The 18712-nt window shown below is 73.1% G+C and carries 14 protein-coding genes; 5 read left to right on the forward strand and 9 right to left on the reverse strand.

The features are described from left to right. Positions 1 to 73: 73 nt before the first annotated feature. From ABT122_RS12650 to ABT122_RS12660, 3 genes are all read right to left on the reverse strand, one after another. Positions 74 to 1819: a VanW family protein gene (locus ABT122_RS12650; protein ID WP_451067069.1), complete on the reverse strand. Its 1746-nt coding sequence runs from the start codon at positions 1817 to 1819 to the stop codon at positions 74 to 76. Positions 1820 to 2222: 403 nt separating this feature from the next. Next, positions 2223 to 3299, reverse strand: a complete 1077-nt coding sequence (locus ABT122_RS12655) for an alcohol dehydrogenase catalytic domain-containing protein (protein ID WP_351549566.1) — start codon at positions 3297 to 3299, stop codon at positions 2223 to 2225. A 22-nt stretch (positions 3300 to 3321) separates the two neighbouring features. Beyond that, entirely contained in the window at positions 3322 to 4779 is a 1458-nt protein-coding gene (locus tag ABT122_RS12660) for an aldehyde dehydrogenase (RefSeq protein ID WP_351549569.1), read from the reverse strand. A 322-nt stretch (positions 4780 to 5101) separates the two neighbouring features. Here ABT122_RS12660 and ABT122_RS12665 point away from each other — a divergent pair, with 322 nt between their 5' ends. The 5 genes from ABT122_RS12665 (at position 5102) to ABT122_RS12685 (ending at position 11025) form a co-directional block, all read left to right on the forward strand. Further along, positions 5102 to 6259, forward strand: a complete 1158-nt coding sequence (locus ABT122_RS12665) for an acyl-CoA dehydrogenase family protein (protein ID WP_351549571.1) — start codon at positions 5102 to 5104, stop codon at positions 6257 to 6259. Positions 6260 to 6352: 93 nt separating this feature from the next. Continuing rightward, positions 6353 to 7519, forward strand: a complete 1167-nt coding sequence (locus tag ABT122_RS12670; protein ID WP_351549574.1) for a thiolase family protein — start codon at positions 6353 to 6355, stop codon at positions 7517 to 7519. A gap of 12 nt (positions 7520 to 7531) precedes the next feature. Continuing rightward, complete coding sequence (locus ABT122_RS12675) at positions 7532 to 8428, forward strand: acyl-CoA thioesterase (protein WP_351549577.1); 897 nt, start codon at positions 7532 to 7534, stop codon at positions 8426 to 8428. A gap of 30 nt (positions 8429 to 8458) precedes the next feature. Then, a complete protein-coding gene (locus ABT122_RS12680; RefSeq protein ID WP_351549580.1) occupies positions 8459 to 9223 on the forward strand; it encodes a crotonase/enoyl-CoA hydratase family protein in 765 nt (254 codons plus the stop codon). Positions 9224 to 9321: 98 nt separating this feature from the next. Further along, positions 9322 to 11025 (forward strand): class I adenylate-forming enzyme family protein, encoded by a 1704-nt coding sequence (locus ABT122_RS12685; protein WP_351549583.1) that lies wholly within the window; start codon positions 9322 to 9324, stop codon positions 11023 to 11025. 59 nt (positions 11026 to 11084) lie between these two features. Here the strand turns inward: ABT122_RS12685 and ABT122_RS12690 are convergent, their stop codons facing one another. The 6 genes from ABT122_RS12690 to ABT122_RS12715 all read right to left on the reverse strand — a co-directional run bounded on the left by ABT122_RS12690 (position 11085) and on the right by ABT122_RS12715 (position 18675). Beyond that, positions 11085 to 12953 (reverse strand): alkyl/aryl-sulfatase, encoded by a 1869-nt coding sequence (locus ABT122_RS12690; protein WP_351549586.1) that lies wholly within the window; start codon positions 12951 to 12953, stop codon positions 11085 to 11087. A 72-nt stretch (positions 12954 to 13025) separates the two neighbouring features. Beyond that, positions 13026 to 14027, reverse strand: coding sequence for an acyl-CoA dehydrogenase family protein (locus ABT122_RS12695; RefSeq protein ID WP_351549588.1), 1002 nt, complete (start codon positions 14025 to 14027; stop codon positions 13026 to 13028). Beyond that, positions 14024 to 15145 (reverse strand): acyl-CoA dehydrogenase family protein, encoded by a 1122-nt coding sequence (locus tag ABT122_RS12700; protein WP_351549591.1) that lies wholly within the window; start codon positions 15143 to 15145, stop codon positions 14024 to 14026. The genes ABT122_RS12695 and ABT122_RS12700 overlap by 4 nt, the downstream gene beginning before the upstream one ends. A 23-nt stretch (positions 15146 to 15168) precedes the next feature. Beyond that, on the reverse strand, positions 15169 to 15951 hold the full coding sequence (locus tag ABT122_RS12705; RefSeq protein WP_351549594.1) for an enoyl-CoA hydratase/isomerase family protein: 783 nt from the start codon (positions 15949 to 15951) through the stop codon (positions 15169 to 15171). 87 nt (positions 15952 to 16038) lie between these two features. After that, on the reverse strand, positions 16039 to 17688 hold the full coding sequence (locus ABT122_RS12710) for an AMP-binding protein (RefSeq protein WP_351549597.1): 1650 nt from the start codon (positions 17686 to 17688) through the stop codon (positions 16039 to 16041). 222 nt (positions 17689 to 17910) lie between these two features. Continuing rightward, positions 17911 to 18675 carry an SDR family NAD(P)-dependent oxidoreductase gene (locus ABT122_RS12715; protein WP_351549599.1) on the reverse strand — a complete coding sequence of 255 codons (765 nt, stop codon included), beginning with the start codon at positions 18673 to 18675 and terminating at the stop codon, positions 17911 to 17913. Positions 18676 to 18712: the final 37 nt, after the last annotated feature.

The raw sequence follows: 18712 nt of genomic DNA on the forward strand, positions 1-18712 counted from the left end.
GCCGGGCCGGACAGATGTGCGCCCGTGCCGGACGGCACGGGCGCACACGGTTCCGCTCAGCGGGGTGACCGGCTCAGAGGGTGATCGGCTTCTCGCAGGTGACCTCGTCGCGAGGGTCGTAGCGGGTGCGGAAGGTCTCGCGCCCGACCTCCTTGTCACCGGAGCGCAGCACCCGGTCCACGGTGACGTTGAAGCCGTCGAGCGGCGTCTGCGGCAGACAGTTCTTCTTCGGCCCCTCGCGCTTCTCGGGCTTCTTCACCTCGGTGCGGGGGCCCTTGACGGCCTCGACGGAGTCGTACTTCTTGGTGCCGTAGAAGCTGATGGTGACCGAGGAGTCGGTGGAGCTCGCGGCGATGTAGATGGCGTTGCCCGAGTCGTTGGCGAACCGCAGATCGAGGCTGCCCCAGGCCACCGTCGCCTCCCGGCCCTCCGGGTAGCGCTCGATGTAGAACGAGTGGGCGCCGTACTCCAGGGGCTTCACACCGGCGAAGAAGATGGCGTTGAAGACGGTGGTGGCGACCGCGGAGACCCCGCCGCCGGCGGCCTTGGTGTACTGGTCGTCCTGGATGATGATGCCGTCCACGAAGCCGTTGGCCTTGGTGCGCTCGCCCACGGTCTCGTTGAAGCTCCAGTTCTCACCGGGCTTCACCAGCGAGCCGTTGATCAGCTCCACCGCGCGGCCGATGTTGGTGGTGCGGTAGGGGGCGGGGTCGAAGTCGACCGTGAAGGTGGACATCCGCTCCTTGAGGCCCAGGGAGTCGAAGTTCTCCCGGCTGATCTCGGGCTGGACGGCCCGGGTGGGCAGGGCGGCCGTGCGGGCGTCGCCGCCGCGGGTCAGCAGGGGCAGGACGGTGCGCCCCAGCGCGTCGGCGGTGACCTTCTGGCCGGGCCTGCCGTCCTCGGCGAGCACCACGGTGCCGCCGTCCAGGCTGAGGGTGCCGTCCTTGGGCTCATCGGTGATCGCGGCCAGCGAGCGGGTCACCGCGGGGTCGGCGCGCAGGGCCTTGGCGTCGAGCCGGGGGGTGAGCCGGTCCGTCTTGTCGGGCTTCATGGCCAGGTGCTCGCCGATGGTCGCCGGGGATATGGTGCCGGCGCGGCCACCCACGGTGACGGTGACCGGGGCGGACATCGCGGGCCCGGCGAACTCGGCCATGGCGCGGTCGACCTCGGCGGCGCCGACGCGCGGCTCGCTGCGCTCGACCGGCAGGGAGACCGGGCCGGTCCTCCCGTCGAGAACCGCCTCGCGGACCACACCGGTCGCGCGGCCGACGTCGAGCGTCTCGCCGACGCGGGCCCGCACGGGCACCGCGCGGCCCTCACGGAAGGAGATCGCGCCCTCACGGGCCGTGCGGTCGTACTTCCCGGCCAGCTCGGCCAGTGCCGTCCGGGTCTTCGCCTCGTCCACCCGGTGGACCGGCTCGACGGCGCGGCCGTCGGAGGCGAAGAGCCGGCCGATGACGGTGAACGGCCCCGATCCGGTCCGGGCGGCCCGGGCCACGGTCTCCTCGCTGTCCAGGGTGAAGCCCGCCGCGCGGGAGTCGACGGTGCCGGTCCTGTCGCCGATCCGCACCTCGACCGGCGCGGGCCACTCACGGGCCAGCTCGCGTTCCAGTTTCGCCTCGGCCCGGGCGGGGCTGAGCCCTCCGATGTCCACGCCGCGCACCCGCGTACCCGAGGGCACCTCGTCACCGGAGACCAGCAGGCCCGTCACATACAGACCGCCGAAGCCGAGGCAGACCGCCCCCACCACGAGCGCGGCGGGGTGTATTCGGCGTCGGCCGTCCCCGGCGGTGCCCGCGGAACCGGAAGAACGAAGCACTGAAACCTCCTTGTCGATGGCTGCCCCGGCACACACCGGTCCCCCCGAGGGTCCGGCTGCGCGCCGATCACCGGGAGGGCGTGTGCCGGGCCCGGCGGGACGACGCCCGCCTCATGCGCACTCGTACCCCACGGAGGACCGTGGTCGGACCGGCGGTCCTCTCGTACCGAAAGCACGCATACCCGGCTGGGCGCCTGTCACTGCATCCTACTGACGTTCGGACGCCGTCCCGGCCGCGAGATGTCCGCCCTCGGCCGGAAATGGGCTTACCGAAAGCACAGTTGTTGTGACAAGGGGTCAACAGAGGAGGCCACGGCGGCAGGGTGCGGGTGACAGCCGTCACTTCCGCGCGCGAGGCGGGAGCGGATTCCGTTACAGTCCCCGGCGCCGTGGCCTCGGCGGCTCAGGCGATGTCGATGATGGTGCGCAGGGCCTCGCCGGTGTGCATCTGGCGGATCGCCTCGTTGATGCCGGTGAGCGGTACGTGATGCGTGATCATCGACGCGAGGTCGATGCGGCCCGCGCGCCAGAGGTCGAAGATCTTCGCGTAGGTGCGGCGGATGTCGTCGCCGCCGTAGAAGGACGGCAGGACCCGCTTCTCGTTGAGGACCAGTTCCGCCATGCTCAGATCGGTCAGATCGGTGCGGGAGCCCGCGCCGACCAGACAGACGGTGCCGCCGAGGCGGGTGGCGTCGTACGCGGCGCGCAGGGTGGCGGCCTTGCCGACCGCCTCGAAGGCGTAGTCGAAGCCGAAGCCCCCGGTGTCCCTGCGGGTGACCTCCGCCAGTTCCTCCGGGGCGATGGCCTCGGAAGCGCCGAACCGCAGGGCCGCCTCGCGGCGGCTCGCGGTCGGGTCGACGGCGATGATCCGGGCCGCGCCCGCGACCCTGGCGCCCTGGAGGATGCTGATGCCGACGCCGCCGAGCCCGATGACGACCACGGAGGAGCCGGGCCGGACCCGGGCGGTGTTGAGCGCGGCGCCGATGCCGGTGGTGACACCGCAGCCGACCAGGGCCGCGATGTCGTAGGGCACGTCGTCCGGGATCGGGATGGCGGCATAGGCCGCGATCACGGTCTCCTCGGCGAAGGTGCCGGCGCCGAGCATGCCGGGGAGCACCGTTCCGCCGCTGCTGAAGTTGGGGTTGGCGAGATTCCGGTAGCCGCTGCGGCAGAGGTGGCCGTCGCCCGCCGCGCACGAGGGACAGGCGTCGCAGGGCGGCATCCAGCAGACGATGACCCGGTCACCGGGCTTGACGTGGGTGACGCCCTCGCCGACGTCGACCACCTCTCCCGCGCCCTCGTGGCCGGGGATGAAGGGCGCGGGGTGCGCGAGCACCCCGTTCATGGCGGAGAGGTCGGAGTGGCAGAGGCCGGCCTTGTGCATCTTCACCCGGACCCGGCCGGGCCCGAAGGACACGGACTCGGCATCCGTGACGTCCAGGGTGGCGTCGCCGGTCCGGCGGAGTACTGCTGCGTGCATGGTGCTCTCCTCGTGGGTGCGGTCAGACCTGGGCGGGGGCGGGCAGATGGATGGTCTTGGTCTCCTGGTAGGCCGCGAATCCCTCGGGGCCGAACTCGCGGCCGATGCCGGAGTCCTTGTAGCCGCCGAAGGGGCCGGCGACATCGAAGCGCTGGCAGTTCACGGAGTACGTACCGGTGCGGATCTGCCGGGCGATCCCGGTGCCGCGCTCGTCGGTGCCCGCCCAGACGGTGCCCGCGAGGCCGTACGCGGAGTCGTTGGCGATCCGGACCGCGTCCGCCTCGGTCTCGTAGCGCAGGAGACAGATCACGGGCCCGAAGATCTCCTCGCGGGCGATCCGCATGTCGTTGGTGACATCGCCGAAGAGCGTCGGCTCGACATACCAGCCGGTGGGGAGGGTGTCGGGGACGCCGCCGCCGGTGAGGACCGTGGCTCCCTCCTCCCGGCCGATGCGGATGTAGTCGAGATTGCGCCGCCGCTGCTTCTCGGTGGCCATGGGGCCGATCATGGTGGCCGGGTCCGAGGGGTCGCCGACCTTCAGCGCGGCGACGGCGGCGGTGAGCCGGGCCGCGATCTCGTCGTAGCGGCTCGCCGGGGCGAGGATGCGGGTCAGGGCGACGCAGGCCTGGCCGCTGTTGGCGAAGGCGCCCATGACGAGGTGGGGCAGGGCGGCGTCGAGGTCGGCGTCGTCGAGGATGATCGCGGCGGACTTGCCGCCCAGCTCCAGGGTGACCCGGGTGAGGTTCTCGGCGGCGGCGGCCATGATCTTCTTGCCGGCGGCGACCGAGCCGGTGAAGGCGACCTTGTCGATGTCCGGGTGCGCGACCAGGTACGCGCCGGTCTCCCGGTCGGCGGGGAGGACGCTGAGCACCCCGTCCGGCAGCCCCGCGGCCTCGCAGACCTCGGCGAGCAGATAGGCGTCCAGCGGGGTCTCCGGGGACGGCTTGAGGACGACGGCGCAGCCGGCGAGCAGCGCGGGGGCGAGCTTGCCCGCGATGGTGAGCTGCGGCACGTTCCAGGGGGTGACGGCGGCGACCACGCCGACGGGCTCGTGGCGCACCAGGAGCGGTCCGGTCAGTCCGGGGCGCTCCTCCTCGGCCGTGAGACCGGCGGCGACGTTCAGTGCGGCGCCGAAGGCCGCGACGGCGCTCAGCGCCTGGGCCCGCACGGAGACCGTGATGGGGCAGCCGTTCTGGAGGGTGACCAGCTCGGCCAGTTCCCGGTGGCGGGCGAGGAGGCCGTCCTTGACGCGGGTCACGGCCTCGATGCGCTCGGCGAGGGTCATCCGGGGCCAGGGGCCGTGGTCGAAGGCCTCGCGGGCGGCGGCCACGGCCCGGTCCACATCGGCCGGGGCGGCGTGCGGGACCCGGCCGACGACCTGCTCGGTCACGGGGGAGATCACCTCGATGGTGTCCCGGCCCGCCGGGTCCGTCCACCTGCCTCCGATGAAGAGTGTCCGGTGTTCCACGATGTCGGCCATGTGAGCGGTCCTCGCTTCGTTGCGACGGTGCGGTGTGCGGGGGTGGGACGACGAGCGCGTGGGGGCGGCGAGACGGCGGGCGCGTGGGGGCGGCGTGTTCGGGAGCCGACTGCGCACAGCCATGAAGTTAATTGACGCTAACGCCGGTGTCCAGGTTCTTGAGCAGTGATTACCAGGGAAACATGACCTCACTCGCCACCTCGCCAAAACCACTACCGCCAGGAATTTCCCTACTCCCGACCCTGGACAGCTGGGTTAATGGAAATTAACTTAATGCTTGTCCGGCGGAGCGCGCCGGACCTGTGAGCAAGGAGGTGTGACCGTGCGCCGCAGCATGTTCACCGAGGACCACGAGGCGTTCCGGGCGACCATCCGCGCGTTCATCGCCCAGGAGGTCGTCCCGCACTACGCGCGGTGGGAGCGGGAGGGCCGGGTTCCCCGGGACCTCTACCGCGGACTCGGGGCGCTCGGCGTCTTCGCCGTCCAGGTGCCCGAGGAGTACGGCGGCGCGGGTGTCACCGACTTCACCCACCAGGCCGTGATCCGCGAGGAGTGCGGCCGGGCGGGCGTCGGGTTCGGCGCGGAGACGGTGCACACCTGTCTCGTCCTCCCCTATCTGCTGGAGTTCGGCAGCGAGGAGCAGAAGCGGCGCTGGCTGCCCGGCTTCCTCTCCGGCGAGACGATGACCGCCATCGCGATGACCGAGCCCGGCGCGGGCTCCGACCTCGCCGGCATCCGGACCTCGGCGAGACTCTCCGACGACGGCACCCACTACGTCCTCAACGGCGCCAAGACCTTCATCACCGGCGGTGCGCAGGCCGATCTCGTCCTGGTCGTCTGCCGGACCTCGGCCCACGACCCCGCCGACCGCCGCGCGGGTCTGACGATCCTGTGCGTGGAGACCGCGTCCGAGGGGTTCGCCGTCGGACGGACCCTCGACAAGATCGGGCTGCGTGCCCAGGACACCGCCGAACTGTCCTTCACCGATGTCCGGGTGCCGGTGGCGAACCTCCTCGGCGAGGAGGGCGCGGCCTTCGCGTATCTCACCCACAACCTGGTCGTGGAGCGGCTCGGCGCGGCCGTCGGCGCGACCGCCAACGCCGCCGGCGCGATCGGCTTCGCCACGGAGTACGTGCGCGACCGCGAGGTCTTCGGCAAGCCGGTCGCGGCCTTCCAGAACACCAGGTTCGTCCTCGCCGAGTGCTCCGCCGAGGTCGTCGCCGCCCAGGCCCTGGTGGACCGGGCGCTGGCCGCCCACGCGGCGGGCGAGCTGACCCCGGCGGACGCGGCCAGGGCCAAGCTCTTCTGCACCGAGGTCGCCGGCCGGGTCATCGACAAGTGCCTCCAGCTGCACGGCGGCTACGGCTACATGCTGGAGTACCCGATCGCCCGGCTCTGGGCCGACACCCGCGTCAACCGCATCTACGCCGGCACCAGCGAGGTCATGAAGACCATCATCGCCAAGGACCTCGGGCTCTGACCCCGCCCCGCCCGGCGCGGTGAACGCCGCCGTGCGCACGCGCCATCCGAACCGCCCCGCACACCGCCCGCCTAACAACTTACGGAGGACCCCATGCGCGACGCAGTGATCGTCGACGCCGTACGCACCGCTGTCGGCAGACGGGGCGGCTCCCTCTCCCGGACGCACGCCGCCTCGCTCTCCGCCCGTGTCCTGACCGCCCTGGCCGGACGCACCGGCCTGGACCCCGCGCTCGTCGACGATGTGATCTGGGGGTGCGCCGCCGGCGTCGGGATGCAGGCGGGATGCGTCGGCCGGGCCGCGGTACTGGCCGCCGGCTGGCCGGAGTCCGTCCCCGGGGTGACCGTCGACCGCCAGTGCGGCTCGTCCCAGCAGGCCGTGCACCAGGCCGCGGCCGGTGTGATCTCCGGGCAGTACGACGTGGCCGTGGCCGGCGGCGTCGAGGTCATGAGCGCCATCCCGCTGGGCACCACCCGGCTCGATGGCCGCTTCGGCGAACCCTTCGGCCCCGATGTCTGGGACCGCTACGACGGTGTCCGCTTCCACCAGGGCACGGGCGCCCAGCTGATCGCCGACGAGTACGGGATCACCCGCGCCGAGATGGACCAGCACGGCCTGGACTCCCACGCCCGCGCCGCGCGCGCCATCGACGAGGGACGCTTCAAGGACCAGATCGCCCCCGTCACCGTCACCGGCGAGGACGGCACCACCCGGGTCTTCGACACCGACGAGGGCGTCCGGCGCGGCTCCACCCTCCATACGCTCGCCGCCCTCAAACCGGCCTTCCGCGAGGACGGCGCCATCACCGCGGGCAACGCCTCCCAGGTCTCCGACGGGGCGGGCGCCCTGCTGGTGACCACCAGCGCGTTCGCCCGCGCCCGGGGCTGGACACCGCTGGCCCGCGTCCACACCGCCGTCGTGGCGGGCACCGATCCCGTCACCATGCTCAAGGGCCCCATCCCCGCCACCGCCAAGGCGCTGAAGCGCTCGGGGCTCTCCCTCGACGACATCGGCGTCTACGAGATCAACGAGGCCTTCGCCTCGGTCACCCTGGCGTGGCTCAAGGAGACGGGCGCCGACCACCGGCGGCTCAACCCGCTCGGCGGGGCGATGGCCATCGGCCACCCGATCGGCGGCTCGGGCGCGCGCATCATGACCACCCTGGTCCACCACATGCGCGACAGCGGCATCCGCTACGGCCTCCAGTCCATGTGCGAGGGCGGCGGCATGGCCAACGCCACCATCCTCGAACTCCTCTGAGGACGGCCCGCGATGCCCGTGACACCCGAGCGGCGGACGGAGCCGGACGCGGTCGCGAACCTCGTCGGACTCCTCGGCCTGGAACAGCTGGACCACGATCTGTTCCGGGGCTGGTGCCATGCCGGCATCCCGCTGCGGGCCTTCGGCGGACAGGTCGCGGCCCAGGCGCTCACCGCGGCGGCCCGGACCGTGCCCGAGGGGAGAGCGGTGCACTCGCTGCACGGCTACTTCCTGCGCGCGGGCGACACCGCGCGCCCCCTGGTCTACTCGGTGGAGCGGGTGCGGGACGGGTCCTCGTACCTCTCCCGCCGGGTCACCGTCCTCCAGGGCGGAGAGATCGTCTTCACCCTCTCCACCTCCTTCAAACGGCTCGAACACACCGGGGACCGGCAGCCGCCGATGCCTGCGACGGCCGACCCGGACACCCTTCCCGACATGTACGAGATCTGGAAGCGGATCAACCCCGAGGACTACGCGCAGGCCGAGTTCATCCGGGCGCTGGAGATGCGGCTGGTCCCCGGACCCGCCGAACCGAACACCGAGGGCCTGACCGAGCAGCGGCTGTGGATACGCTCGGCGGGGCCGCTGCCCGACGACCCGATGCTGCACGCCTGCGCCCTGGCCTACGCCTCCGATCTCTTTCTCGCGCCGGTCGCCGTGCTGTCGACGGAGCGCCCGCGGATGCTGCGCGGCGCGCCCCCGTCGGTCTTTCTCACCTCCCTGGACCACGCCGTCTGGTACCACCGGCCGTTCCGCGCCGACGAGTGGATGCTGTTCGCCCAGCGCAGCCCCACCTCGGTGGACGGGCGCGGCCTCGCCTTCGCCGATGTGTGGAGCCGGGACGGCAGGCTGATCGCCCATGTGGTGCAGGAGACCGTGGTGCGGCCCGCGCGGGCCCGCCGCGGCTGAACGACCCCCTCATCCCCCGGAAGGACCGACATGTCCGATCTCGTGCTCACCTCGTTCGCGGACGGCGTCGCCGTGGTGACGATCAACCGCCCCGAGGCCCGCAACGCCGTCAACCGGGCGGTGGCGGACGCCGTCGCCGAGGCCGTCGACGAGCTGGACGCCCGCGACGATCTCGTCGTGGGGGTGATCACCGGCGCCGGTGGCACCTTCTGCGCGGGCGCCGACCTCAAGGCCCTGGCCGCCGGAGAGCGCTCCGGCATCCCCGGGCGCGGCTTCTGCGGCATCACGGAGACCCCGCCCGCCAAGCCCCTGATCGCCGCCGTCGAGGGGTACGCGCTCGGCGGGGGCACCGAACTGGCCCTGGCCTGCGATCTGATCGTGGCGGCCGACACCGCGCAGTTCGGTCTGCCGGAGACCCGGCGCGGGCTGATAGCGGCCGGCGGCGGGCTGGTGCGCCTCCCCCGGCGGATTCCGTACACCGTGGCGATGCAGTACGCCCTGACCGGTGCCTTCCTGCCGGCGCGGCGGGCGTACGAGCTGGGCATGGTCAACGAGCTGACCGCGCGGGGCGGGGCGCTGGACGGTGCCCTGGCCCTGGCCCGGGAGATCGCCGCGAACGGCCCGATCGCGGTGCGGGCCAGCAAGCGGATCGTGGCGGAGTCCGCCGACTGGCCGGCGGACGAGGTGTGGTCGCGCAACCGCGACGCCTGCGCGCCGGTCTTCGCGTCGGCGGACGCCCGGGAGGGCGCGCTGGCGTTCGCCGAGAAGCGCTCCCCCCGCTGGAGCGGACAGTGACACCCCCGCACTCCCCGCCGGGCTCCCCGGCTCCGGTGTGAGCACCGGCCCCCGTCCCGAGGCAGCGCCCGGGCATGACTGAACAAAGGAGTTCCGCCATGACCACCACCTGGCCCCGAGGGCTTCCCCGCACCCTCGACTACCCCGACGGCACGGTCGCGGATCTGCTCGCGGGTTCGGCCCACGCCTACGCCGGCCGCACCGCGCTGATCGACGGCGAGGTGAGGCTGACCTTCGCGGAGCTGTACGAGCGGGCGCTGAGCGTCGCCCAGGGGCTGCGCGAACGGGGTCTGGCCCCGGGCGAGGCCGTCGGGCTGCATCTGCCCAACTCGATCTGGTTCACCGTCTCCTACTACGGTGTGCTGCTCGCGGGCGGCGCCGTCGTCCCGCTCAACCCGACCCAGCCGCCGGCCGCGCTCCGGCAGCAACTGGACGACTCCGGCGCGGTCGCGGTCGTCACCCACCCCTCGGTCGCCGCGCCGCTCGCCGGCGCCCTCGACGGCTCCCGGGTCCGTCTCGTGGTGCTCGCCCCGGTGACGGAGGCGGCCCCGGGTCCCGACGGGACCGTGCCCACGGCCGGGTTCCCGGTGGCCCCGTTCCCGCTGGAGGACCTGCTGCGGGCCGACGCGGCGCCCGCGACGGCGGTGGAGCCGGGCGCCGTCGCGCATCTCGCCTTCACCGGCGGCACCACGGGAGTGCCCAAGGCCGTCCGGGTCCTGCACCGCAACCTCGTGGTGAATGTGCTCCAGACGGCGTGCTGGCGCAGCGCCGCCGTTCCGCACGCGGACGGGGAGGGGAGGATCACCCTGCGCGCGGTGCCGGGGGCGACGACCGCGCACCACATCCCGCTGGGCGACGCCACCGGTATCGCCATCGCCCCGCTCTTCCACGGCATGGGCATGGTCAGCCAGAGCGTCTTCCTCGCCGCCGGGATCACCGTCGTGGTGTTCGGCCGTTTCGACGCCGCCCGTTATCTCGACACCGTCGAGCGGCTGCGGGTGCACGCGGTCACCGGCTCCCCCTCGCTGTGCCACGCGCTGCTGGCCGTGCCGGGGGTCCGGGAGCGCGATCTGTCGTGTGTGCGGGTGGTCAGCAGCGGTTCGGCGCCCATCAACCCCGCGGTGGTCGCCGAGCTGGCGGAGATCTTCCCCCGTGCGGTGATCAGTGACGGCTACGGGCTGACCGAGGCCACCATGGGGGTGGCGATCAGTCCGCTGGACAGCTCGGTCGAGGTCCCGCCGGGGAGCACGGGACTGGTGCTGTTCGACACCGAGATCGAGATCAGGGAACCCGGGGGCACCACCGCGCTGGCCCCCGGTGAGCAGGGCGAGGTGTGGGTCCGGGGGCCGCAGGTCACCGACGGCTACCACGGCGCCCCGGAACTGTCCGCGGCGCAGTTCGTGGACGGCTGGCTGCGCACCGGCGACCTCGGGACGCTCGACGCGCGGGGCTGGCTCTCCCTGGTCGGCAGGGCGAAGGACATGCTCATCTACAAGGGGTACAACGTCTATCCCGGCCCGCTGGAGAATCTGCTCCGGGAGCACCCGGCGGTCGCCCAGGCGTCCGTGGTGGGCCGGCGGGACGGCGAGGCCGGGGAGATCCCGGTGGCGTTCGTGTCGGTACGGCCCGGGGCACGCGCCGAGGACCCCTCCGCCCTGGCACGGGAGCTGATGGCGTACGTCAGGGCGCGGGTCGCCCCGTACCAGCGGGTGCGGGACGTGGTGTTCGTCGACGCGCTGCCGCTGTCGGCCACCGGGAAGATCCTCAAGACGGAGCTGCGGAGGCGCGCCGCCGGCGACTGACCGGGGAGGAGACACGGAAGCCGGGCCCGCGCGGTGCGCGGGCCCGGCTTCCGCGCGTGCTACGGCAGGACGATGGGGAAGTTGCGGGTGGGCTTCTCCAGCAGGCCGTGGAAGGTGGCGAGGACCGTGGCGTCACCGGCCAGGGCGATCGCGCCGGAGCCGATCGCCTCGGCGAAGGTCGTGCGCTGGGCCAGCACCCGGTTGAGGGTGGCGCGCTCCAGGGTGAGGGTCGCCTGCGGGCGCTCCCCGCCCGGCGCCTCGCCCCGCATCGGGGTGAGCACCCCGTTGCCGACCAGCAGCGTCCAGACCTCCCGGGTGTCGGTGAACTCCCAGCGCAGCAGCAGCCGGTGCGCCGCCGCGCGCGGGCCGTCCAGCCGTACGGCCATCGACTCGAAGACGGACCCGGTGGCCAGTCCCGCCAGCATCTCGACGCTCTCCGCGCCGGGCGCCCCGGACCTGCTCACGGTCTCGCCGGCCTCGCGCAGCTCCTTGGCGCCGGTGAGATAGATGTTGCGCCAGGTGCCGTTCTCCTGGGCCCGGCCGAGGCTCTCGTACACCGCGATCTGGAGTTCCCGGGCGCCGGTGTGTCCGGGCTCGGCGAACAGGACGTGGTTGAGGAGTTCGGCGGCCCAGCGCAGATCCCCGGCGCCGACGGCCTCGCGCGCCGAGGCCACGGTGGCGTCGGCGCCGCCGATGGCCGCGACGTACCGCTTGGCCTGCTCGACGGGCGGGTGCTGCCACAGATGCGCCGGGTTGCCGTCGTACCAGCCCATGTACCGCTGGTAGACGGCCTTGATGTTGTGGCTGAGGGAGCCGTAGTAGCCGCGTGTGTTCCAGGCCCGGCCCAGCTCACCCGGGAAGGACTGGATCTCCTCGGCTATCTCCGGACCGGTCAGCCCCCGGTTCATCAGCCGGACGGTCTGGTCGTGGATGTACGCGTAGGCGTCGCGCTGCTGGGTGAGCATCCGCAGCACCCGGTCGCGGCCCCAGGTGGGCCAGTTGTGGGAGCCGATGAGGACCTCGGCGCCGTGGAAGAGCTGGATGGACTCGGTGATGTACGCGGCCCAGGCGTGCGCGTCGCGGACCTGGGCGCCGCGCAGGGTGAGGACGTTGTGCAGGCTGTGGTTGACGTTCTCGGCGATGAGCAGGACCCGGTGGTCGGGCAGATGGAAGTTCAGTTCGGCGGGGGCCTCGGTGTCCGGGGTGAGCTGGAAGACCAGGCGCACCCCGTCGATGACCAGCTCCTGGCCGGTGGCGGTGATGTCCACGGTCGGCGGGATCAGGCCCACGGTGCCGGTGGACAGCGCCTGTCCGAGGCCGAAGCCCACCTGGCCCTCGGGGCCGAGCGGCAGGGAGCGGCCGTACATGTAGACGGCGCGGCGGAGCATGGCCGGTCCGGCGAAGATGTTCTCGCTGACCGCGTGCCGCATGAACTCCTCGGGGGCGACGATCGCGCAGGCGCCGCTCGTCACCGCGTCGGTGGTGGTGACACCGAGGACGCCGCCGAAGTGGTCGCCGTGGCTGTGGGTGTAGATCACGGCGTGGACGGGCCGGTCGCCGCGGTTGCGGCGGTACAGCTCCATGCCCGCGGCGGCCACCTCCCGGGACATCAGCGGGTCGACGACGATCACACCGGTCCCGCCCTCGATGATCGTCATATTGGAGACGTCCAGGCCGCGGACCTGGTAGATCCCGGGCACGACCTCGAAGAGACCCTGGGCGGTGTTGAGGCGGCTCTGCCGCCACAGGCTGGGGTGGACCGAGTCGGGGCACTCCTGGGTGTTCAGGAAGTCCCAGCGGTCGTTGTCCCAGACGACCCGGCCCGCGTCGTTGCGGATGACACAGGGGGTGAGCTTCTCGATCAGGCCGCGGGTGACGTCCTCCTGGTCGGTGGTGTCGTCCCAGTCGAGTTCGGGGCTGGTGGTCATCGTTCCTCTTCTCCTCACGTTCTCCTCGGGGGGCACCGGCGGCGGGGGGTCCGCGGGCCGGCGCGTCTGCTGTCAGCCGGTGGCGGTGATACGGGTCCAGACCCCGGCCTCCCCGGCCGACGCGGCCCGGCGCCCGAGGCTCTCGGCCCACTCGCGCTCGCTCGCCACCGCGTCCCGCCAGGACCACAGCCGGCGGGTGAGGCGGTGCAGGGGGTACTCCTCGGTGATGCCGATGGCGCCGTGGAGCTGATGGGCGGTCGCGGCGATCTCGGTGGCCGCCGCGGCCGTGGTGACGCGCGCGATCTCGACGGCGCCGCTGAGCGGTTCTGCCTCGCGGGCCAGGGCGAGGGCCGCCTCGGCCTGGACCAGACGCACCCGCATCCGGGCCAGGTTGGCGGAGACGGCCGGGATGGCGAGCAGGGGCGCGCCGAACTGCCGCCGCTCGCAGACGTACGCGCGGGTGAGCCGGTGGGCGCCGTGGGCGGCGCCGAGCACGGCCGCCGACCAGAGCAGCGCGAGCCGTTCCCTGATCAGGTCGTGGGAGGGCGCGCCGGTGACGGTGTGCGCGGGGGTGTGGGTGAGCACCACGGTGTCGCGGGGCTCACCGGCGACGTTCGCCCCCGGGCGGACGGTGACCGAGCCGTGGCGCAGATCGACGGCGAGGGGGTCGGCGCCCGGGGCGCAGAGCACCAGCCGGGCGGCGTCGCGGGCCCAGGGGACGGCGGACAGCTCCGCCGTGACGGTGCCGGAGACCCTCGCGGGCGGGTCCTCGGTCAGCAGGACCGTGGCCGGCTCGCTCTCGTCGCCCAGGGCGTGCTCCGGGGCGTGGCTCAGAATCCAGTCGGCGGTCGACGCCTCGACGATCGGGACGCCGATACCGTGCCGGGCCACCGACTCGACGACGACGAGCAGGTCGTCGAGGGAGCCGCCGGAGCCGCCCCGCTCCTCGGCGACGCCGACCCGGGGCAGCCCGAGACCGCACAGGCTCGCCCACAGCTCCGGCTGGTCGCCGGGGCCGTGGCGCTGGACGAGATCGTCCACCAGGGTCCGCAGCTCGTCGGCGAACTGGCTCATGAACGGGCCTCCTGTCGGGCGATGAGGGAGAGCAGCACCTCGGCCGAGCCGCCGCGCAGGCTGAAGGCCGGGGAGGCCAGCAGTGCCTGGCCGAAGGTCCCGTCGAAGGAGGGTTCGCGGCACAGGCCGGTGCGGCGGAGCGCCTCGATCACCTCGTGCTCGAAGGCGTTGCCGAGGTACTTGAGCGCCGCTGCCTGCTGGACGGGGGCCCGGCCCGCGTCCATGGCGGCGGCCACGTCGTAGCAGAGCCGGCGGAGCACGGCGAGCCGTGCCACCAGGGTGCCGAGCAGGGCGTGCAGCTCGCGGTCGTCGGCCTGCCGGGCGGTCTCGGCGATCAGTTCGACCAGCACCGGATAGCTGGACAGGGCCCGCTCGGCGCCGCCGCGTTCGAAGGAGAGCTGCTCCACGACCTGCCGCCAGCCGTTGCCGGCCTCGCCGAGCACCCGGTGGCCGGGGACATGGACGTTCTCGAAGCGCACCTCGTTGAAGTGGTGCTCCCCGGCGAGGTCCACGATCGGGGTGACCGTGATGCCCTCGCTGTCCATGTCGACGATGAACTCGGTGAGCCCGTCGTGCTTGCGCTCGGTCCGCTCGGTGCGGGCGAGGAGGTAGGCGTGGGTGGCGCGGTGGGCCTGGGTGGTCCAGATCTTGTGTCCGGTGACCAGCCAGCCGCCCTCGGTCCGGGTCGCCGAGGTCCGGACGGACGCCAGGTCGGAGCCGGCTTCCGGCTCGCTCATGCCGAGGCAGAAGACCGCTTCCGCGCGGGCGATCCGGGGCACGATCTCCTCCTGGAGGGCGCGGGTGCCGTACCGCAGGACCGCGGGTCCGATCTGCCGGTCGCCGATCCAGTGCGCGGCGACCGGGGCACCGGCCCGCAGCAGTTCCTCGGTGACGGCGAGCCGCTCCACATGGGTGCGGCCCGCCCCGCCGAACTCCTTCGGGTAGGTCATGGCGATCAGCCCGCGGGCGGCGAGTTCCCTGCTGAAGTCCAGGTCGAAGGAGCGCAGCCAGGAGTCGCTGCGGGGGGTGTGGCGTCCGGCGTCCCGCCATGCGGAGGTCAGCGTGCGGACCTGGTCGCGCAGCCGCTCGCAGGAGTCCGTCTCCGGGGGGTGGTCCATGGGTGGCCTTTCGGGCGGAGGGGTCAGCGGCCGGTGAAGACGCCGGGCCGCTTCTCCTGGAAGGCGTCGAAGGCCTCCCGTGAGTCCTGGGTGGTGGTGATCACTGCCATATGGGACGAGATCAGGTCGAGGGCGGTGCGCAGATCGTGGCGGGCGCCCTGGCGGACGGCGCGCTTGATGGCGCGGATCGCGACGGGCGGGCGCTCGGCGAGCCGGGCGGCGTACGCGTGGACGGCGTCCAGGAGCGTCTCGTCGTCGTGGACCTCGTCCACCAGGCCGATCCGCAGCGCCTCGTCGGCGCCGGCGAAGTCGCCGGTCCACAGCATGCGCAGCGCGGTGGAGGTGCCGACGGCCCGGGGCAGGAGCCAGCAGCCCCCGTCACCGGGGACCAGGCCGACCTTGATGTAGCCCTCGGAGAAGCGGGCGCTCCGGCCGGCGAAGCGCAGATCGCACAGGAGCGCCATGTCCATTCCGGCCCCCACCGCGGGGCCCGACACGGCGGCGATCACCGGCTTGTCGATGTCCTCCAGGGCGAGGGCGACCCGGTGCACATGGCGGGTCAGCAGCTCCTTCTCCTCCAGCGGGGTGCGCTCTTCGCCCTTGAAGGCGGTGAGGTCGACCCCGGAGCAGAACGAGCCCCCGGCGCCGGTGACGACGATGACCCGTACGGCGGGGTCGCGCTGGGCCTCGATCAGGGCGTCGGCCCAGGCGTGCACCATGTCGACGGTGAACGCGTTCCTGCGCTCGGGCCGGTTGAGCAGGATCGTCGCGATCTGGTCGCGGACGGTGTATTCGAGATCGGCCATCGAACGGCTCCTCGTGTGCGGATCGGTCGCGGCGCTCCCAGAGGGCGGCGGCCACTGTGGTCGGGGTGGCGGGCGTGGCCGCTGTGGTCAGGGGTGACCGGGCTCCCGCAGGGCACGCTTGAGGATCTTTCCGGCGGCGTTGCGGGGCAGTTCGGGGACGAAGCGCACCCGGCGGGGCTTCTTGTACGAGGCGAGGGAGGGCCGGGTGAAGTCGATCAGCTCCCGCTCGGTGGGCCGGACGGCGCCCTCGCGCAGGACGACCACGGCGGCGACGGCCTCTCCCCAGACCTCGTCCGGTACGCCGACGACGGCGACCTCCAGCACGGCGGGGTGCTCCGCGAGGACGGCTTCGACCTCGGTGGGATAGACGTTCTCACCACCGCTGACGATCATGTCCTTGACCCGGTCGGTGAGGAACAGCAGGCCGTCCTCGTCGAGATAGCCGCCGTCGCCGGTGCACAGCCTGCCCTCCGCGTCGTACAGCGCGGCGGTCTCCTCGGGGCGGTTCCAGTACCCGGGGGTGTTGTGGCGGGAGCGGACCCGGATCTCCCCGACGGCCCCGGGTGGGACCGGGAGGCCGGTCAGGGTGTCGACGATGGTGACCTCGACCCCCCGGCGGGGCCTTCCGACGGAGGCGAGCAGCCGCTCGCGGGGCCCGTCGGCGGCGTGGTCCTCCGGGGGCAGCCGGCTGACCGTGCCGCCGGTCTCGGTCAGTCCGTACTTGCCCATGAAGCGGCAGCCGAAGACCTCCATCGAGCGGCGCAGCAGGACCGGGGTGATGGGGGCGGCGCCGTAGGCGATGAGGCGGAGTCCGGAGAAGTCGCGGGTGTCGACGCCGGGGAGCGCGGTGAGCATCTGGAGCACCGAGGGGACGAGGAAGGCGTGGGTGACACCTTCCCGTTCCATGGTCTCGGCGACCGGGCCGGGGGCGAACTCGGGGACCAGCAGGGTGTGGGCGCCGGCGGTCAGCGCGAGGCGCAGCCAGCCCAGGCCGCCGACGTGGAACATCGGCAGGGCGTTGAGCGCCACCGAGCCGGCTTCCCAGACGTACTCGTCCAGCTCCGCCCGGTCGGCGTGGAAGTTGCGGTGGGTGAGCAGGACGCCCTTGGGGAGGCCGGTGGTGCCGGAGGTGTAGATCTGGAGGAACACCTCATCGGCGTCGGCTTCGCCGCCCCGGCCCGGGTCGTCGTCGGGGTGGGCGGCGAGCCATGCCTCGTATCCGGGCGCCGTGTCCGGACCGGCGGGTCCACCGGTGCCGGTGCGGGTCGCGGTGCCGGTGCCGGTGCCGGTTGCGGTTGCGGTGCCAAAGCCGGGCTCGGTGCCGGCCTCGGTGCCGGCCTCGGTGCCGGCCTCGGTGCCGATGAGCAGCAGATCCGGCAGCACGGCGCGCACCGCGTCGGCCGCCTCCAGGAACTCGGTGTCGGCGATCAGCACCCGCAGCCCCGCGTCCCGCGCGATGCCGGTCAGCTCCGGCACGGCGAGGCGCCAGTTGAGGGGCACGGTCACCAGACCGGCCTTGGCGGCGGCGATCAGGATCTCGCCCGCCTCGCCGCGGGTCCGGGTGAGGAAGCCGATCCGGGAGCCGGCCGGCGCGGCGGCGAGGAGCGCGCGGGCCAGCCGGTTGGTACGGGAGTCCAGCTCGGCGTAGCGGATGGTGCGGCCCGCGCAGGTGAGCGCGGGCCAGTGGGCGCGCTCACCCGCGTACAGGCGGATGGCGTCGGGCAGATGCAGGCCCATGGCGGAGTCTCTTCCTCCTCGCCGGCGGCAGGCCGGCCGGGGTGCGGGCGGGGCGGGGGTATGCGCGGGTAGGGCCGGAGCCGGCGCGGGCGGTCAACCCTGTGGGCCGTCGGTGGCGCTGTCCCGGGGGCGTCCGCCCCCGCGGACCGGGAAGCTCCCCGCGCACCGCCCGCCGGGGTCCCCGAAGAGGGGCCGGGAGGCCGGGGGGCAGGGAAGCCGGGGCTACTTGGGGGCCATGCGGATGGCGCCGTCGAGCCGGATGGTCTCGCCGTTGAGCATGGGGTTCTCGATGATGGCCGTGGCGAGATGGGCGTACTCGGACGGGTCGCCCAGCCGGGAGGGGTGCGGCACCTGGGCGCCGAGCGCGTCCAGGGCCTCCTGCGGCCGCCGGTTGAGGAGCGGGGTCGAGAAGAGACCCGGCGCGATGGTGACGACCCGAATCCTGGCGGCGGCCAGGTCGCGGGCGATCGGCAGGGTCATCCCGACGATGCCGGCCTTGGAGGCGGAGTAGGCGCACTGGCCGATCTGGCCCTCGTACGCGGCGGCGGATGCGGTGTTGATGATGACTCCGCGCTCGCCGTCGGCCTCCTCGGTGCGGGACATCTCGGCGGCGGCGAGGCGGAGGACATTGAAGGTGCCGGTCAGATTGACCCCGACGACGAACTCGAAGTCCTCCAGGGCGTAGGGCGTGCCGTCCCGGGAGACGGTCCGGCCGCCGCGGCCGAGACCGGCGCAGTTGACCGCGACGCGCAGCGGCCCGAGCGCGGCGGCTGCGGCCACGGCACGGGCGGCGTCGTCGGCACTGCGGACATCGCCGGCGACGAATTGGGCCCGCTCGCCGAGTTCGGCGGCGGCCTGCTCACCGGCCGAGGTGGGCAGGTCGAGCAGGACGACCCGGGCGCCGTGCCCGACCAGCCGCCGGGCGGTGGCGAGGCCGAGGCCCGACGCACCGCCGGTGACGACGGCGGAGACTCCGTTGATCTGCATGATGACTCCTTCAGCTGCGGGAAGGGGTGGCGGTGGT

This window comes from Streptomyces sp. NPDC001985, assembly GCF_040296845.1.
In the GTDB taxonomy this organism is placed as follows: domain Bacteria; phylum Actinomycetota; class Actinomycetes; order Streptomycetales; family Streptomycetaceae; genus Streptomyces.

Excerpts from the sequence above, each read along its gene's own strand:
- ABT122_RS12655 (WP_351549566.1), bottom strand. The coding sequence starts at position 3,299 with ATGCACGCAGCAGTACTCCGCCGGACCGGCGACGCCACCCTGGACGTC.
- ABT122_RS12660 (WP_351549569.1), bottom strand. The coding sequence starts at position 4,779 with ATGGCCGACATCGTGGAACACCGGACACTCTTCATCGGAGGCAGGTGG.
- ABT122_RS12670 (WP_351549574.1), top strand. The coding sequence starts at position 6,353 with ATGCGCGACGCAGTGATCGTCGACGCCGTACGCACCGCTGTCGGCAGA.
- ABT122_RS12675 (WP_351549577.1), top strand. The coding sequence starts at position 7,532 with ATGCCCGTGACACCCGAGCGGCGGACGGAGCCGGACGCGGTCGCGAAC.
- ABT122_RS12680 (WP_351549580.1), top strand. The coding sequence starts at position 8,459 with ATGTCCGATCTCGTGCTCACCTCGTTCGCGGACGGCGTCGCCGTGGTG.
- ABT122_RS12685 (WP_351549583.1), top strand. The coding sequence starts at position 9,322 with ATGACCACCACCTGGCCCCGAGGGCTTCCCCGCACCCTCGACTACCCC.
- ABT122_RS12690 (WP_351549586.1), bottom strand. The coding sequence starts at position 12,953 with ATGACCACCAGCCCCGAACTCGACTGGGACGACACCACCGACCAGGAG.
- ABT122_RS12695 (WP_351549588.1), bottom strand. The coding sequence starts at position 14,027 with ATGAGCCAGTTCGCCGACGAGCTGCGGACCCTGGTGGACGATCTCGTC.
- ABT122_RS12700 (WP_351549591.1), bottom strand. The coding sequence starts at position 15,145 with ATGGACCACCCCCCGGAGACGGACTCCTGCGAGCGGCTGCGCGACCAG.
- ABT122_RS12705 (WP_351549594.1), bottom strand. The coding sequence starts at position 15,951 with ATGGCCGATCTCGAATACACCGTCCGCGACCAGATCGCGACGATCCTG.
- ABT122_RS12710 (WP_351549597.1), bottom strand. The coding sequence starts at position 17,688 with ATGGGCCTGCATCTGCCCGACGCCATCCGCCTGTACGCGGGTGAGCGC.
- ABT122_RS12715 (WP_351549599.1), bottom strand. The coding sequence starts at position 18,675 with ATGCAGATCAACGGAGTCTCCGCCGTCGTCACCGGCGGTGCGTCGGGC.